14 protein-coding genes are annotated in these 16129 nt (G+C 67.0%); 1 reads left to right on the top strand and 13 read right to left on the bottom strand.

The window, feature by feature from the left end; all coding sequences use genetic code 11:
- Positions 1 to 106 precede the first annotated feature (106 nt).
- The 13 genes from IEY58_RS07800 to IEY58_RS34710 all read right to left on the bottom strand — a co-directional run bounded on the left by IEY58_RS07800 (position 107) and on the right by IEY58_RS34710 (position 14865).
- The gene (locus IEY58_RS07800; RefSeq protein WP_189044271.1) at positions 107 to 1150 is read right to left on the bottom strand and encodes a nucleotidyltransferase domain-containing protein; all 1044 of its coding nucleotides are present in this window, start codon (positions 1148 to 1150) and stop codon (positions 107 to 109) included.
- Between the two features lie 47 nt (positions 1151 to 1197).
- Entirely contained in the window at positions 1198 to 2127 is a 930-nt protein-coding gene (locus IEY58_RS07795; RefSeq protein WP_189044269.1) for an HprK-related kinase A, read from the bottom strand.
- Positions 2124 to 2417: an HPr-rel-A system PqqD family peptide chaperone gene (locus IEY58_RS07790; RefSeq protein WP_189044267.1), complete on the bottom strand. Its 294-nt coding sequence runs from the start codon at positions 2415 to 2417 to the stop codon at positions 2124 to 2126. Before IEY58_RS07790 ends, IEY58_RS07795 begins: the two co-directional genes overlap by 4 nt.
- Before the next feature lie 21 nt (positions 2418 to 2438).
- The gene (locus tag IEY58_RS07785) at positions 2439 to 3104 is read right to left on the bottom strand and encodes a hypothetical protein (RefSeq protein ID WP_189044265.1); all 666 of its coding nucleotides are present in this window, start codon (positions 3102 to 3104) and stop codon (positions 2439 to 2441) included.
- 139 nt (positions 3105 to 3243) lie between these two features.
- On the bottom strand, positions 3244 to 6057 hold the full coding sequence (prsT, locus tag IEY58_RS07780; RefSeq protein WP_189044263.1) for an XrtA/PEP-CTERM system TPR-repeat protein PrsT: 2814 nt from the start codon (positions 6055 to 6057) through the stop codon (positions 3244 to 3246).
- A gap of 151 nt (positions 6058 to 6208) precedes the next feature.
- Positions 6209 to 7444 (bottom strand): glycosyltransferase family 4 protein, encoded by a 1236-nt coding sequence (locus IEY58_RS07775; protein ID WP_189044261.1) that lies wholly within the window; start codon positions 7442 to 7444, stop codon positions 6209 to 6211.
- Between the two features lie 19 nt (positions 7445 to 7463).
- Complete coding sequence (locus IEY58_RS07770) at positions 7464 to 8768, bottom strand: glycosyltransferase family 4 protein (RefSeq protein WP_229743564.1); 1305 nt, start codon at positions 8766 to 8768, stop codon at positions 7464 to 7466.
- A 185-nt stretch (positions 8769 to 8953) separates the two neighbouring features.
- A complete protein-coding gene (locus IEY58_RS07765) occupies positions 8954 to 9868 on the bottom strand; it encodes an EDSAP-1 family PEP-CTERM protein (RefSeq protein ID WP_189044259.1) in 915 nt (304 codons plus the stop codon).
- 238 nt (positions 9869 to 10106) lie between these two features.
- Entirely contained in the window at positions 10107 to 11348 is a 1242-nt protein-coding gene (locus IEY58_RS07760; RefSeq protein ID WP_189044257.1) for a pyridoxal-dependent decarboxylase, exosortase A system-associated, read from the bottom strand.
- The gene (locus IEY58_RS07755) at positions 11345 to 12967 is read right to left on the bottom strand and encodes an acyl-CoA ligase (AMP-forming), exosortase A system-associated (protein WP_189044255.1); all 1623 of its coding nucleotides are present in this window, start codon (positions 12965 to 12967) and stop codon (positions 11345 to 11347) included. Before IEY58_RS07755 ends, IEY58_RS07760 begins: the two co-directional genes overlap by 4 nt.
- Position 12968: 1 nt before the next feature.
- Positions 12969 to 13361, bottom strand: coding sequence for a hypothetical protein (locus IEY58_RS07750; protein WP_189044253.1), 393 nt, complete (start codon positions 13359 to 13361; stop codon positions 12969 to 12971).
- Positions 13362 to 13385: 24 nt separating this feature from the next.
- On the bottom strand, positions 13386 to 14711 hold the full coding sequence (locus IEY58_RS07745) for a putative O-glycosylation ligase, exosortase A system-associated (protein ID WP_189044251.1): 1326 nt from the start codon (positions 14709 to 14711) through the stop codon (positions 13386 to 13388).
- On the bottom strand, positions 14704 to 14865 hold the full coding sequence (locus tag IEY58_RS34710; protein WP_308422402.1) for a hypothetical protein: 162 nt from the start codon (positions 14863 to 14865) through the stop codon (positions 14704 to 14706). The genes IEY58_RS07745 and IEY58_RS34710 overlap by 8 nt, the downstream gene beginning before the upstream one ends.
- A 312-nt stretch (positions 14866 to 15177) precedes the next feature.
- On the opposite strand from IEY58_RS34710, the gene IEY58_RS07735 reads away from it, so the two are divergent.
- On the top strand, positions 15178 to 16122 hold the full coding sequence (locus IEY58_RS07735) for a glycosyltransferase family 2 protein (RefSeq protein ID WP_189044249.1): 945 nt from the start codon (positions 15178 to 15180) through the stop codon (positions 16120 to 16122).
- The last annotated feature ends 7 nt before the right edge of the window (positions 16123 to 16129 follow it).

Genomic DNA, 16129 nt, shown 5'->3' with positions numbered 1-16129 from the left:
CGAGACTCCTCCGATCGCCTCCGGGCGCGGCGGTCGGCCGCGACGGTTGCGGTGGGCACGGGCGAACGCCTCGGCGTCCGCAAGATGCTTGTTATACCGGCTCGGGTTATACCGGCTCGGGGCGCTCAGATCCGCGTTGTCGCGGAACCAGGCTCACGAGCTTGTGGGTCAGATGCGCCGCCAGAACCGGCGGCGGCATGTCGAGGAGGTAGCCGCGCGCGAACAGCAGGCCGCGGGCGACCGCTTCGGCCATGGACGTGGCGACACTCGCCGGCGGCAGCGCGGCTGAGATCAGGCGGTCGAGCAGGCGATGCTCGCCGCGGCCGGCCGCCTCGAGCGCACCCGCGAGCACCGCCGGCGGGACCGGTGTGCCGAGCATGCGTCGAGCATGGAGCATGGCCATGGCGAGCGGCGAGACGAGGCCGAAGCGCCGGCTGCGGTCGACCAGGTCGCGCCACCAGCCGTCGCTGGTGCCGAACTCGCGCAGCAAGAGGTCGATATCCGACAAGTCCCTGAGGCCGTTGCGAAAATCCATGGCGCAAAACAGATGGGTCGCGCTGTGGATGATCATGTCCATGGGCGAGGGGATATAGAGCCCGAGCTCCGTCGGGCGGGCCTCCCGGAACAGGTCGGACGTATCGACCTTGCCGGGCGCGATCGGCGGACGCAGCGCGTGATGCAGGTCGATCACGGATTCGCGGACCGGATGGCGCATCGGCGGCAGCTGATGCGTCCATTGCCGGTAGTAGCGGATATCGTAGGCCGATTGCTTGTCGCAGAACCAGCCACCCAGCATCAGCAGATGCTCCGCCTCGTCGAGCTGGGCACGCGGCACGATAATGTCGATATCGCCGAACAGGCGCCCGAGATGCGCCGAGACGCCGCTTGCGACATAGGAAGCTCCCTTGAGCAGGACCGCCGGTCCCGGCAGAGGAGCGAGGCTGCGCGCGACATGCACGACTTCCCAGCGGATGTCGCGCCGATGCTTCTCCGCGATGGCGCGCGCCGCTTCAAGGTGATGGGCCGGGCTTTCCGGGATGCGGTCGAAGACGCCGTCGCGCCGGGCGAGCTCGCCCAAGCGCGCCAGCAGGCCGGCATGCCGGGCGACGGCGACGACGCTCGTCCATTCCGCGGGCGTGAGCGCTGCCATCGAGGTCGGCTCGCGCAGGACCCGCAACAGACGGCGGTAGCCGGATCTCATGTTGTTGTCAGAGGCGCCGACCAGAGTGAGGATCCTTCAATAAGGGCAATGGCCGCGTCGAGGTCGCTGTACCGGATCTCGGCCGCGGGCGCGCGTTCCATGAGATCGGCCAGCAGCGCGAAGTCGCGTTTGCCGTGAATGCCGTAATTGAAGGTACTATCAAAGGTCTTAACAAATGACTGGCCTGGCGTGATGGCGAGGCCCTCCGCTGGCGTGTTCGCATCGTAGAGCGGGAACAGGATGCGGGTGATGCGCGCACGGCGATCCTCTTCGGCGACGCTCGCGGCCGGCGGCCTGAGCAGCGCCACCTCGCCCTTGCGCGTTTCCGTGACGCGGGAGCCGATATGGACTTCGGGCGCGAAGCGCTGGATCGTCGCGATCGATCGGTTCTTCAGGCTGATCGGCCGCGGCATCGGATAGACCAGCTTTTGTTCCAGGTCGATCAACGCCAGCTCGTCCGACAGCAGCCGCCAGCCGCGATAGCAGAGTGCCGTCGTGAGCGTGCTCTTCCCCGAGCCGGAGGCGCCCGGCATCATCAGCGCCTCATCGCCGCGCGCCACGATGCCGGCATGCACCATGACGAAGCGGTGCGACTGGGTCGTGACGCACCAGTTGAGCCCCCACTCGAACAGCGGCATGGCCTGGCCGAGCGGCAGGGGGGTCAACGGTGCGTCGCCGTTGACCTCGAAGCGCGCGACGCGGCCGCGCGGGAAGACCCAGGACCACCCGGCCTTCATCCGGATGTCGAAGTCGATGAATTCCTCGGCCTCAACTAGCCGGTGATGGGGGTAGAGATCGACGAACTGGCGGCAGAAGCGCCGGATGCGAGAGGTGACACGGACGCGGAACGGCCCCATGCGGAGCGCCAGTCCGGGGCCTTGCAGGCGTCGCATCGCCTCGTCGTGCGGCAGGTCGCTTAGTCTCATTCTGCGGCGTCGCCGATCAGCACGAAGCTCTTGAGGGTGTCGACGGCCTCGCGGACGGCCATGCGCAGATCGTCGTCGAGCGGCAGGTTGGCCGCCGCGGCCAATTCGTTCGTGAGCCGCTCCATATCGATCGGCTGTCGTTCCGCGATGAGTTCGAATACGGCGCCGGCCCAGCCGTGCAGCAGGCGCGTCTCGCCGGAGAGTTCGTCGAAGAAGACGAACTCGCCGTCCCAGTGGCGCCACGAGAACCGATCCGGGCTTTCGAGGCGGAGAAGAGGCTTCTCGCCCATGTCAGCCCTTATCCCTCGCAATCAGAAGGCCAGGTTAAACCCTTGGCGGGCCGTGCTGTCATCATACAGGCTCTGGATATAGGCGATACATTCCGCCCGCGTCCAGGTGTGGCCGTTGGTCACGTACTTGCCGTTGTACATCCTGCTGATATCGCTCGTGCTGAGCGGATAACGCGAGATGTTGCAGTACGTCCCCATGTTGTTGTTGATCGCCGACAGATAGGCCGCGCAGAAATGCCAGTCGTCCGTGGCGGAATACTGGTGCAGCACCGAGCCGAAGCAGACGCTCGGCGCACCGGCATTGTTCACGCACGTGCGCCAGGTCGTGGTGTTCGACGGCAGGTTGTTGCAATTGTTCCTCGTCTTGCTCCAGGACGAGGTGCTCTTGAAGAACTGGGACCAATAGCTGGGTGAGCAGCCGGTGCCGCAACTGCCTTTCGTGCCCGCGTCCTGCGAGAGGTGAATGCCCTTTTTGGATGCGATCTGTGTCGAACACCAGGCGGACGGCACGACGGGCGTGCAGGCCCAGGCCGGGCGGTTGCTCATCGCGACCACAACGGGTGCCGCGGTTGCTGCCAGCTTGACAATCTTGCGGCGAGAAGGCCGTCGATCACTCGCCTCGTTCGGCGTCGCCTGAGGCGACGCAACCGGCGCGCTCGTCGGAGCGTTGTCTCGATCAAGGTTCACTTCAAACTCCTGCCCGGAGAGAAATTCCTTCGCCGGTTGCCCGGCACAAAAATGGCGAACTAGAAAACGCCGCTACATAAGCATACCACCGCTCGAAGCGCCATCATTTATTCAACCTGAGGGATGGTTCGATTCAACCTCAGTTCTTGATGCTGGCGAGAAGAGCTTTGGCTTCGTCGGCATCGGGGCCAGCTTTGGCAGTCGCGACCACGGCCTTGAGCGTGTCTTGTGCTTCCTTGGGCTTGCCCGACGCGATGAGCGCCTTGGCCAGATGGATGCGGATGGTCGGGCTCGGCGTGCCGTTGAGCGTCGCGAGCTTGAGGACGTCGACCGCATGAGACGCATCGCCCCGCGCGAGCGCGATCTGACCCTGGGTGTCGAGCACGTCGGGCTGCGATCCGGCAAGCTTCTGGGCGCTATCGATCTGCGCCTGCGCGCCGGCCAGATCGCCCTGGGTCATCAGCACCCACGCCAGGTTGTTTTGGGCGACCCAGTTGTTGGGGTGGGCGTCGATCTCGGCGGCGAGCGTCTTGTGCGCGTCGTCGTAGTGCTTGATCTCAATCTGGCGCGTGGCGAGCGTCATGCGTGCCTGGGCGTCGTCCGGATGGGCATCGGCCCAGCCCGCGATGCCGTGGATCGACTTGTCCTTGTCGCCGGCATCCCACTGGGCGCTGCTCAGCAGGAATACGAGATTGCGCGACGGTGTCTTCTCGGTCGCCAGGTATTTCTGCAGGATGTCGATCGCGGCCTTGGGACCGCTGTTGAGGTTCGCGGCCCGCGCCTGCAGCTCGATCACGTCCGGATCATCCGGCTGCTGCTTCGCGAGATCGGCGATCATGGTATTGGCCCGGTCGAGGCTGTCCTTGTGGTCCAGCAGGAGACGCGCCAGCAGCATGCGGCCGGGCCGGAAGTCCGGCGCCTTCTGCACCAGCGTTTCCAACGTATCGCGCAGCCGGGCCTCGTCGTGCAGGTCGAGATAGGCCCGGGCCAGGAGATAGTAATTGTCGGCGTCGGGCTTGGCCGTGATCAGCTCGCGCAGGCTCTGCACTGCCTTGTCGGGCTGGTTGGCCGCGAGATAGGCCTGGGCAGTCGCCTTGAGCAGGAGCGGGTCGCCCGGCGTCAACTGCAGGCCGGTGAGCCCGATCGACGCAGCCTTCTGCGGCTCCTTCTTCTCGACGAGGACCTGGATCAGGTCGGCCCGCGCGGCCGACGCCTTCGGATCGATGTCCAGATTGCGCTCAAGCCAGGTCTGCACGCCATCGAGATTCTTGGCGGCGGCTTCGACCTTGGCGCCCATGGCGCAGATCGATGCCTCCTTGGGCGTGCGCTTGAAGCCGTCCTCGACCGTGCTGCGCGCCAGATCGACCCGGCCCTGCTGCAGATAGACCGCGGCCAGATCGTTGACCGCGTCCGAGGCGGTCGGCTCGATGCTGAGCGCCTTCGTGAAATTGGTAATCGCGTCGTCGTACTTGGTCTGGAAGGCCGCAATCATGCCGGCCATCGTCCATCCTTCCGCCTTGTCCGGATGGAGGCTCTGTTCCTTCTGGGCGAGTTCCTGCGCCTTGTCGAACTGCTTGCTCCGGAGCAGGCTGCCGAACAGCGTCGCGAGGTTCCTTTGGTTGTCCGGCGCGGCCTCGATCGCCTTGTCCAGGTTGGCCGGGTCGCCGGAGGTGTCGCCGAGATCGAGCTTCACGGCGACGAGCGCCGTCAGGAGATCGGTATTCTTCGGATCGGCCGCGAGCGCCCGCTGGTAGTAGTCCCGGCTCTTCGGCAGGTCGCCGTTCGCCTGGGCCGCCGCCGCCGCGAGCTTCAGAAAGAACGCATCATTCTCGTGCTTGGGCTCGAGCGTCTTCACCAGCGCATAGGCTTCCTGGCGCCGATTGAGCTGCATGAGGTCGGCCGCGCGAACCAAGCTCGCCTCGTCGGACATTTCGCCCGAGGCATTGAGCCCGTTCAGCAGATGCTCCGACTGGACATATTGGCCGAGCGGGTACTTCGCCAGGCCGTCGATGAACTGGGCGGCGCGCAGGTTGGGTGCCGCCGAGAGCACGGTCGTCTCAAGCTCGTCCGCTTCCTTGTACTTGCCGTTGCGATAGAGCATGACGGCGCGCAGATGATTGGCCAGCGGATGGTTCGGTATCCGCTTCAGCACAACGTCCAGCAGCTTGTCCGCCTCGTCGAACTTGCGGTTGGCGACGAGCGCCTGGGCCAGCATCAGCTGATAGAACGGGTTGTCCGGCTTGTCGGCGGCGGCCCTGCGGAGGTCGGCCTCAAGGGCAGCCGAATCGCCGTTGGCGCCGTCCAGCCGGGCCTGAAGCTGGTCGATCTCCGGGCTCGACGGGGCCGCGGCCTTCGCCTTCTTCAGCCAGTCCGCCGCCTTGTCGAACGAGCGGCCGGCGAGCTCGACCTGGGCCATGCCGAGCATGCCGTCGATATCCTGGGCGTTCAGCGCCAGCGCATCGGTGAACGACTTCCGGGCGTCGTCGACCTTGTTCTCGGACAGGGAGATGTCGCCGACGAAAGCCTTCGCTTGCGCCTGGATCGTGGGCGAGGTGTCCTTGTTCTGGTTCACGAGCTCGCGCAGCTTCACGAAATTCTGCTGCAGCAACAGCGAATGAGCGAGCGGGCTGAACCAGTCGCTGGGCGGCAGGCCAGCGGCGCTCGCCTGGCGCAGCTCGTCTTCGGCGCCCCAGATGTCGCCGCGATCGGCGAGCAGCTGGCCGCGCAGCAAATGGGCCTGGCCGTTATGGGGATCGGCCTGCAGCGCGTTCTTCGTCTCGATGAGCGCCGCGGCGATGTCGCCCTTTGCCCGATATTCGGCAGCTTTCTCAAGGGAACCGGTGCTGCTTTGTTTCTTGTCCGGGTTGTCGCAGCCGCCGAGTGCGGCGATGAGGACGAAGCCGGAAGCGGCGGTCAACAGGCGCAAGCGCGCCGACGAAAACACGGTCCCCATATGCAACTCCTGACCCTCCGACGAGGGGAAAAAAGCCGGGCGGACTATCGCCCGGATAATCCTAATTTTTCTCTAATTTGCCCTGGCCCCCGCTGCGGCCTGTGTGGCTGATGTCATAGCAAGACCGCCGGACCGGTTCAACGAGACCGGTTCAACGAGACCGGGCGGTCGGCGCCGCATGTCGCAGCTTCTCGAAAATCGCGATCTGCCCGGCCGTGGTCTCGTCCCAGCTGAATCGCTCCGCATAACGGCGGGTGTCGGCCCGATCCGGCCGGGCGGCGAGCAGGTCCGTGACGGCGCGGGCCACGCCGACGGCACTCAGTTCCGGCATCAGGCGGCCCGCTTCCGGGGCCGCAACCACTTCGGGTGTGCCCCAGATGTCGGACGCCACGACCGGCGTGCCGCAGGCCATCGCCTCCAGCAGCACATTGGCCCAGCCCTCGCGGGACGACGCGAGTACCAGCGCATCGGCGGCACTATAGAGCTGGGCCAGTTCCTGGTGCGGCACGTGGCCGAGGAAGCGCACCCGGTCGCCGACGCCGAGCCGCTGGGCCAGCGCCTCGAGTGCCGCCCGTTCCGGGCCTGTGCCGGCAACCACGAGTCGCGCTTGCGGCAGGTCCGCAAGGGCGCCGATGACATGGTGATGGCCTTTGCGCTCGATCAGGTGCCCGACCGAGGCCAGCAGCAGGCCGCCCGGCGCCTCGCCCAGCCGGGTTCGGGCCTGGCCGGGATCGATCGGGTGGAAATTCCTGAGATCGACGCCGTTGCGCAACACCGTGATGCGGTCGGCCGGCGCGTCGAGCTCTGAGAGCGCGGTTTTGAGGGCGGCGCAGACAGTGATCATGGCCGAGGCGCGGCCCGCGGCCCATTGAATCAGGCGGCGCGGCACGTCGTATTGCGGGATGAGGTTGATGTCGGTGCCGCGCGCAGTGATGACCAGCGGCTTGCCCAGCGCCTGGGCGAGCAGGGCGGCCGCGACGCCGTCCGGATAGAAATAATGGGCGTCGATGACGTCGAAGTCGTAGCCGTCCCGGCGCAGCCGATCGACCGCGCGGCGGGCGCCCCAGTAGAGCAGGAGCGGTGCCGGCACCATGCCGATCTTCGGCGGCAGGAAGTAGCGCGGATGATCGATCGCGATGCCGTGCCGCTCTTCGTGCCGCGGTACGCGCGCATAGCTTCCATAAGTGCCAAAGCGCTCAGCGGTGAGCGGGAACCAGGGAACCGGCGCCACGACCCGGGTCTCCGCGGCGCCGCTCGCCAGCAGATGACGCAGCCGGTTTTCGACGAACACGCCGTGCTGCGGCTGTTCCGGGTTGGGATAGAGCGTCGTGAAGGTGAGCAGGCGGATCGGCCGCCGATCGGCTGCGGGAGAGGCGTGGAGGGTCATGTATTTGTCATTCGGTCAGTCATGGCCGACCAGTCATGGCGCTGGCAAAAAGCCGGTCATAGACCTCGACCATGTTCCGTTCGGTGAACCGGGCGGTTGCGGCGGCCCGGTTGGCGGCACCAATCCGGGCGCGTTCGGTCGGATTGTCCAGCAGTGCTGCGAGCGACTGCGCCAAGTTTTCGGCGTCGCGCCCCTGGATGAAACGGCCGTTCTCGGATGCCACCATGTCGGCGACGTCGCCAACGTCGACGCTCGCAACCGGCAGCCCCGTGGCCATGGCCTCGACGAGGCTGATCGGCATCTGCTCCGTATCGGACGAGATCGCGTAGATCGAGAAGGCGCCCAACAGCCGCTCGGGGCCAGTGAGCGCGCCGGTGAAGATCACTCTGCCGGCGAGCCCTAGACGATGGGTTTGCGCTTCGAGATCGTGACGCAGGGGGCCGTCGCCAATGACCACCAGGCGCGCTGCGCGCCCCTGTTGAACGATCCGGGCGAACGCATCGACGAGGCGGCCGACATTCTTTTCCCGGCGCAGCCCCGCGATCGTCCCGATCACCGGCTCCGCTCCGGTCAGGTCGAGCTGGGCAAGCAGTGCCGGATCCGGCGGCTGGTGGAAACGGGCGACGTCCACGCCGTTGGGGATATAGCGCACGATCCGGGCAGGGATGCGCCAGGTGTCACGTGCAACACGCTCCAGCACACGCGACGGAACCACAAGCGAGCGGGCGCGACCATAGACGAACCAGCGAATGAAAGATCGCCTGGGCAGCGACGCAGCAACCTCTTCGGGGCCGAACCCGTCGACCACGGCGATATGCGGGCAGATCGGCCGGATGATGTTGACGAGTCCCCACTCGATGGCACCCCAGTTGTAGGTCAACAGGAGATTGGGGCGCAGCGTCGCGAGCGTTCGACGGAAGCGTCGAAGGTCGCGAAGGCTGCCGGTCTTGTGATGATCGAACGATATGATTTCGACGGGAGCACCGGGCCGCAGGCGGCCTCGCGCATCCGTTCGGCCATCGAGTGCGATGACCGAATGCCGATAGCGGTCGCCCAGCGCGTTGACGAGCTGACAGAAGCGGATCTGCGAACCGCCGACTTCAAAGCTCGAGAACACATGAAGGAGATGGGGGGCGCTGGTCATGGCGCTTTTGGTCTCTGCGCCCGTTGCGGCTCGCCGGCGGCGATCGAGGCCTTCAGATGGGAGCCGTCCCGCACGGAAGTTTCTTTCGCTGGTGGCAAAGAGGGGTGCGATATCGGGTAGAGCTTGCCGAAGCCGCGTCCGGATTTCGCGCGGGAAGCAATCCGGGACGTCTCGGGCCAAACGGGCGGGGACGAACCTGCCATAACGGCGTGGACAGGTCCATCAGACAAAGCACGCGCGGGAGTCCATCTGTGAAAGAGGGCCGTGGAAAGAGGGCTTCAGAGTGGGTGTAAAAAAAAGCGACACCCGGATAGGGTGTCGCTTCTCTTCGAACCGGAAGGAGCGGAACGCTCCTGCCGATTTCGTTAGGCGGCGAGGCCGCCCTTCTTCTGACGGCGGAAGCCGAGGAAGCCGAGGCCGGCGAGGCCGGCGCCGAACAGCGCGAGGGTGCCCGGCTCCGGCAGCGCGGTCGCGTCGGCCTGCACGTTCTGGGTGATCGAGAGCGTGTAGGTGTCGCCGGTCACGAGGGTGAACGAACCCGACGTGTCGCCGAAGCTGGCCAGCGCCGAGTTGCCCTGCTGGGACGGGGTGTTGAACGCCGTGAGCTGGTTGTTCAGATCATCCGGGCTGAAGTTCAGGATCGTCTGGCCGGTCGTCTGATTCTTGATCGTGATGTTGAACAGGATGCTCGCGTCGGCCGTCTGCAGCTGGCTGTTCGAGTTGTACAGCTTGGTGAACAGGCCGACCTGACCGCCGACGTTGAACTGCAGCGTCAGGGCGCTGGTCGCCGTGAACGTCACCTGGCTGGAGTTCGTGCTGGAGGTCTGGACGTGGCCGTTGCTGCCGTTGAGAACCTGGGTCTCAGCGACGACGTTCGACTGGACATTGCCTTGCAGCAGGTTGCCGGCCAGGGAGCTGTCGGAGCGAGCGAAATTGGTGTTGTTCGCCGTGAAGCCGAAGTTGTTCTCGCCACCGCTGTAGCTGCCGACGACTGCCAGCGCCGGGTCGACCGTGGTCTGCGCCAGCGAGTTACGCGACGCCGCATCGCCGGCCGTGGTGCTGTTCAGCGTGGCCGAGTTCTTCAGGTTGTCCTGGAACCGCAGCGTGTTCGTATCGATGTCGGTCGTGAGGTTGACGGGCGTCGTGCTGCCCGGCGCGCTGAAGAAAGCGGAGTTGAAAACCAGCGAGGCGTAACCAATCGCGTCGGCCTTGGCTTCGCCAGCGCCAACCAGGCCCACCATCAGAGCGCCGAAAGCGACGCCAGCAAGCTTGAGTTTCATTCGTAATCCCCTTGAATAAGCTAACAAATTGGTCTCTGGCGCTCCCTTCCCCCCGTTTTTGACGGGACTGCCAAGAGAGCCAATGGGTCAGCGCATTTCGACGCTTGCTATAGGGGTAAGCACACGGCGTGCCAATGACGCTATCTTATTGATTTATATGGGTATCGGTCGTTTTTGGGTGCTTGGCGAACCGGCCGACTGTCAAGTTTTCCGACTCTTTTTTCTAAAAAGCCTGAGATTAAATGAGAATCTCAGGTGCCGCGCCGTGGCTGAGGAAGCCGGCGGGGCTGGCCGAGGCGCCATAGGCGCCCGACTGGAACACGGCGATGAGGTCGCCGGGTGCGGCGACGGCGAGCTCGGCTTTGCGTGCCAGCACATCGAGCGGCGTGCACAGGCGGCCGGCGATCGTCGCCGTCTCGCGCGGGCCGTCGATGGGCCGCGTTGCCACGGCAACCGGATAGTTGCGCCGCACGACCTGGCCGAAATTGCCGGACGCGGCCAGGTGATGGTGCAGGCCGCCGTCGGTGACGAGGAAGACCTCGCCGCGCGAGACCTTGCGGTCGAGCACCCGGCAGACATAGACGCCGGCTTCGCCCACCAGATAACGGCCGAGTTCGACGATGAGCCGGGCGTCGGGCAGCTGTTGGGCGAGGCGTGCTGCGGCCGCCGCCACGTTCCGGGCTGCCGCCGGAAGGTCGAGCGCCGGATCGCCTGCCGCATAGGGGATGCCGAAGCCGCCGCCGAGATTGAACAGGCGCGGCGGTGCCGGGGCCACGGCCGCGAGCTTCAGGAAGGCGGACATCGCCTGCTCCTGCGCCTCCGCGATGCGCGCCGCGTCGAGGCTCTGGGAGCCCCAATAGAGATGAAAACCCGCGAAATCGAGGTCGAGTGCGGCCACCCGGCGGAGCAGGGCCGGCACGTCCTCCTCGTCGATGCCGAACGGTTTCGGTCCGCCGCCCATGCGCAGGCCGCCGGCACGGACGTCGAACGCCGGGTTCACCCGGACCATGACCCGCGGCCGGCAGCCGACGGCGCGCCCTGCCTCGTGCAGGCGTTCGGGCTCGCCCTGGCCTTCGAGGCTGACGATGACGCCGGCGGCGGCAGCCTGACGGAGCTCGGCGTCCGACTTGCCGGGGCCGGCGAAGCCGACGCGCTCCGGCGCCATGCCCGCGTCGAGCGCGATCTTCATTTCACCGGCCGAGGCGACGTCGAAGCCGTCGACGAGCCGGCCGAGATAGCCGACCAGCGCCGGCATCGGGTTGGCCTTCAGCGAATAATGCAGATCGACCGAGGCCGGCAGGGCCTGGCGCAGCGCGGCCACGCGGCCGGCAACCCGGGCGCGGTCATAGGCGAAGAACGGCGTGCCGCCGACGCGGGCGGCGAGCCGGCTCGCCGGGATGCCGCCGATGGTGAGCTCGCCGTCGACGAATGCGGATGCCCAGTCGGCCGGTAGTGCCGGGCCGTTCGTAACGCCACTCACGAGGCGACCTCGGCGGCGATCTCCGCCGGCGCCGACATGAGCCACGTGCGGACGGCGCCCCGGTCGATCTTGCCGTTCGGGCCGTGCGGCAGGCTCGGCAGCACGAAGATGCGGCGCGGCACCATGTGCGAGGGCACTTCTCCCCGGAAGCGGTCGAGCAGGGCCGCCGTGTCGGGCGGGAGGTCCGGCGCGGCCGGTGCGACCGCGAGCGCGATGGTGTGGCCCAGCACCTCGTCCGGGAGCCCGACGGCAGCGACCTCGGCGACCCCAGGAAAGCCGTAGGCGATCTCCTCGATCTCGGTCGGGCTCACCCGATAGCCCGACGTCTTGATCATGTCGTCGCGCCGGCCGACGAAATAGAGGAAACCTTCCTCGTCCTGGCGGACGAGGTCGCCGGACCAGACGGCCCGTTCGCCGGGCGGGGCCGCCGCATCGCCCTTCGGTGCTGGGCGGAAGCGCATGGCCGTCTGCTCCGGATCGTTCCAATAACCCATCGCCACCGTAGCACCGCGATGGACGAGTTCGCCGACCTGGCCGGGCGGGCAGGGGGCGCCCTCTTCGTCGACCACCAGGATCTCGTTGTTAGGAATGGCCTTGCCGATCGAGTCGGGCCGCCGGTCGATCTCGTCGGGCGGCAGGTAGGTCGAGCGGAACGCCTCCGTCAGCCCGTACATGAGGAAGATCCGGGCCCGCGGCGCCGCGCGGCGCATGCGGTCGAGCACGGCGCGCGGCATGTGTCCGCCGGTATTGGCGAAATAGCGGAGCGAGGCGCCGGCCGCGGCCGGCCAGTCGGACTTCACCAGCTGCGCGAACAGCGGCGGCACGCCGGTGAGGCCGGTGATGCCGGCCTCGGCGATGGCGCGGACGAGATCGCGCGGCAGGAGATAGTTCAAGAGCACGATGCGCGCACCGGCGGCAAAACCTGTGGTGAGCTGGCTGAAGCCGGCGTCGAAGCTGAGCGGCAGGGCAGCCAGTAGGCGGTCTTCCGGCCCGTTGCCGAGATAGGCGTTGACGCTTTCCGCCCCGGCGACGAGGTTGCGGTGGCTGAAGGCGACGCCCTTCGGCAGGCCGGTCGACCCCGACGTGTAGAAGATCGCCGCCATGTCGGCGTCGATCGTACGGTGCAGCGCCGGGCCGTCCTGCCGGGCGAGCTCGTGCCACTCGATCGTCTCGATCGCGGCCTTGTCGATCCGGGCGGGAACGGCAGGCGCCTCGCTCGAGCCGTCCGGGACGAGGACCAGCGCTTTGAGCGCCGGGCAATCATCGAGGATCGGCCCCAGCGCCGCGAGGCGGCTGCGGCTGGTGACGAACACGCGCACCCCGCCATCGCGCAGCACGTGGCGCACCTGGCGCGCCTTCAAGGTCGGATTGATCGGCACCATGACGCAGCCGGCGCGCATGGCGCCGATCAGGCTGCCGACCGTTTCCCAGCGCTTTTCCAGGAAGACGGCAACCCGGTCCCGGCGCGCCGTCCCCAGCGCCACCAGCCCACGCGCGATCCCGTCGACGCGCTGGGCGAGCTCGCCATAGTCGAGCGTGGTCGACGCGTCGACGAGCGCCGTTGCGTGGCCGTGCCGGTCGGCCGCCGACAGCAGGAGGTCGGCCGCGAGCCTCGTCATCTCAGCGGCGCTGTCCCGGCCGGCGGCGGCCTTGCCATAGCGGATGGATGATCTCTTCCTCGGCCTCGCGTGCCGGTGCGGGCATGGGGGTGGTGACAGGGGGCTTCGTCGGGACGACAGGTTTCGCGCGGCCGGGCAGAGGACGCGCGGACTGAGGACGACCTGGGCGCGAGGCCCAGCGGTTGGTGATCGGCTCACCGAGCGGCCGGGCGCGACGGCCGTGCCGCGGGGCCGCTTTCGGCTCCTCCGCGGACGGTGTTGCTGCCCTCTTGGGCCTGGTCATGCGCAGGAGCCCTGTCTGATCGTCGATATGCTTCGCCTCGTCGTTCATGACGACCCAAGCCATGAGATAGACGATGCCAGCCAAGGCGGCGACGAGGAATAAGGCGAACAAGAGGGCGCTCCCCGGAACGGATGCTTACGAGCGTATCGGTTTTGCCACGGCTTGTCGCGCCGCCCGGAGCAGCTCGGCGGGCCTGCTACGGATCGGCGGCGCTTCCTCGTCCTCCTGCTCGCGGTCGAGCACGATGCCTGCCAAGGTCGGCAGAACGACGATCGCGTAGAACAGGTCGAAGAACGTGAGCTCCAGGAAGGCGCCGGCGACCAGATAGCCCACGATGCTCACCTGGACCATCGAGCCGAGCTCATAGGCCCAGGCCTGCTGCGGCTCCCGGCGGGTCCGCCGGCGCAGCCGCGCGGTCGTGATGAGGCCGGCGCCAATCACCGCCAGGAAAATGCCGAGGCCGACGAAACCGTGCTCGCCCAAGGCCTCGAAATAGATGCTGTGGAACGCGCGCGCGATCGGTGCGTCCGGCACGAGCGACAGGAAACGCTGGGAGTCCGCGTAGATATGGAAGCCGCCGCCGACGAGCGGCCGGTCGAGCGCCAGCCGGAACGCGAACCGCCACGCATCGAACCGGCCCTCCGTCGACTGGTCCTGGTCATAGCTACCGATCGTGTGCATGCGGGCATACCAGCTCTCCGGCATGACGAGCGCGAGCGCGCCAATGCCGAACACCGCGGCCAAGAGGATGGTCGCCTTGTGCCGCGAGGACCGGAGCATCCAGAGGAACATGACGCCGAGGCCGATGAGCGCGCCGCGGGAATAGGAGCCGAAGACCGAGACCGTGGTCAGGCCCAGGGCCGCAAGCAGGCCCAGGCGGACCCAGCGGTGCTCGGTCTGGGTCTGCAGATAGCGGATGAGTGGCAGCGTCATGATGAGGGCCGCCGCCAATTGGTTGTTGTCGCCGAGCGTCGTGTCTGCCGGACCGAGGACGCGGCCGCCGCCACCCGAGATGATGGTGAAGAGGCCGCCGCGCACGCCGTAGAAATCGATGCTGATCACGATCGCCCAGATGACCGCCTGCAGCCGCTGGCGATTGGTGATGAGCGGGATCATCAGCAACGTCATGCCGAAGGTCTTGATGACCTTGTCCCAGTCGGCCCAGGCGAGGTCGGGCCTGAGCGAGAACGCGCTCGTGACCGTGATCCAGACTGCAAGCGCGATAACAAGGCCGATCGTGGCGTCGATCGGCATCCGCTTCTGCTCGCGGAACGCTATGAAACCCAGGATCGTGCAGCCGGCGACCATCAGGGCGACCGGCAGCCTCGTGACGAAGCCGTAGGCGAGCTGATGCGGGTTCATGAAGGAGACCACGAACCACATGATGAAGCCGACATAGGGCCGCGCCAGTATTACCGGCAGACTGCCCAGAAGGAAGAACGCGATCAGCAGGTCACGCATGGCGGGCGACGCGGGCAGAGCCGAAGATGTTGCGCAAGTCGACGACGATGCGGTCGGCATGGTCGTCGCCGCGTCGGGACGAGGCGCCGAACTCCGAGAAGCAAGCCCCAGAGACGCGACCGACATACCCCGTCCCGATGACCGCAATCCGCATCTCTCTCTCCTAGCGCTAACCCGGACCTGCGGCCAGCCGCTCAGGGGCCAACCGCCGACACCCGCTCCGACATGCCCCCATCACACACACGCCGCCAAGCAAAATGGCCAGGACGGCAGAGCTTGCACGACGGTCACCGGGCGCGACGCGCCGCAGCGTCGCGCGTTTTCCTTAACAAAACCATGCCGCGATCGCGCAAGGTGCCGTATGAATGGACAGCCGATGGAAAATTTCTATCATCGGTAGCGTGTTGCCCGGCAAGCCTCCGCAACAGCGGGGCCGGGCAAGCGGGTTTGGGCAAAGGGTGAGGGGATGATGGCCCGGCGGCCGGACGCATCGCCGCTGATTTCGGTAATCATCCCGACCTTCAATGCCGAGCGGACGATCCTGTCGGCGCTTGCGTCCGTACGCGCGCAGACCTACGAGGCGCTCGAGATCCTGATCGTTGACGACGGCAGCACCGACGGGACGATCGGCCTGGTCGAGCGGCTCGCGGCCGAAGAGCCGCGTCTCCGGGTCATCCGGCACGAGCGCAACCAGGGGCCGGCCGCAGCGCGCAACACGGGGCTCGCCGCCGCAGCCGGACGCTACACCGCCTTTCTCGATGCCGACGACGAATGGCTGCCCGACAAGCTCGCCCGGCAGGTGGCGTCCCTCATGACCGCGCCGGGCGCGGTGCTCTGCTGCTGCAATGCAATCTGGGTGCGCGACGGCGTCGCCGAGGGCACGGTCTACGACGGCTGCGTGGTGACGAGCGGGCCGGATGCCTGGAAAGGCATGCTGGAGGACGTCTATGTCGGCACGCCCTGCGCCGTCGTCGATACGGCGGTGGCACGCCGGCTTGGCGGCTTCGACAGGGATCTCCGCGTTGGCGAGGACCAGGACCTGTGGCTCAGGCTCGCCTTCGCCGGCGAAGTGGTCGCCTTGCCCGAGATCCTGGTGCGCTACCGGCGGAGCATCGGCAGCTATATGGACCGGAACCGCGGCCTCTCGATCACGGATTGGCTGCCCAGGCTCCTGGCCCATGTCGAGGCGCACCGGGCGGCGCTGACCCGGGCCGAGCGCCATCGGATCCTGCGGCGCATCTATGAACGGATGGGGCGCAACGCCTATCGGGACGGCTGGCGACGCCGGGGACTGGCTCTGCTGCTGCGGGCGATCCGCCATGGCGCGGGGCCGTTCGGCATCGCGCTCTTCCTGTTGCGTGCCTCGCCGCTGGCCGACGCGCTCAAGGCGGCGCTGCGGCGCGGTCGGTGAGCGTCCA

Origin of the sequence: Aliidongia dinghuensis (assembly GCF_014643535.1) — a bacterium.
GTDB lineage: Bacteria > Pseudomonadota > Alphaproteobacteria > ATCC43930 > CGMCC-115725 > Aliidongia > Aliidongia dinghuensis.
The sequence above is the reverse complement of the archived record's forward strand: the minus strand, read 5'-3'. Positions and strand labels throughout refer to the sequence as shown.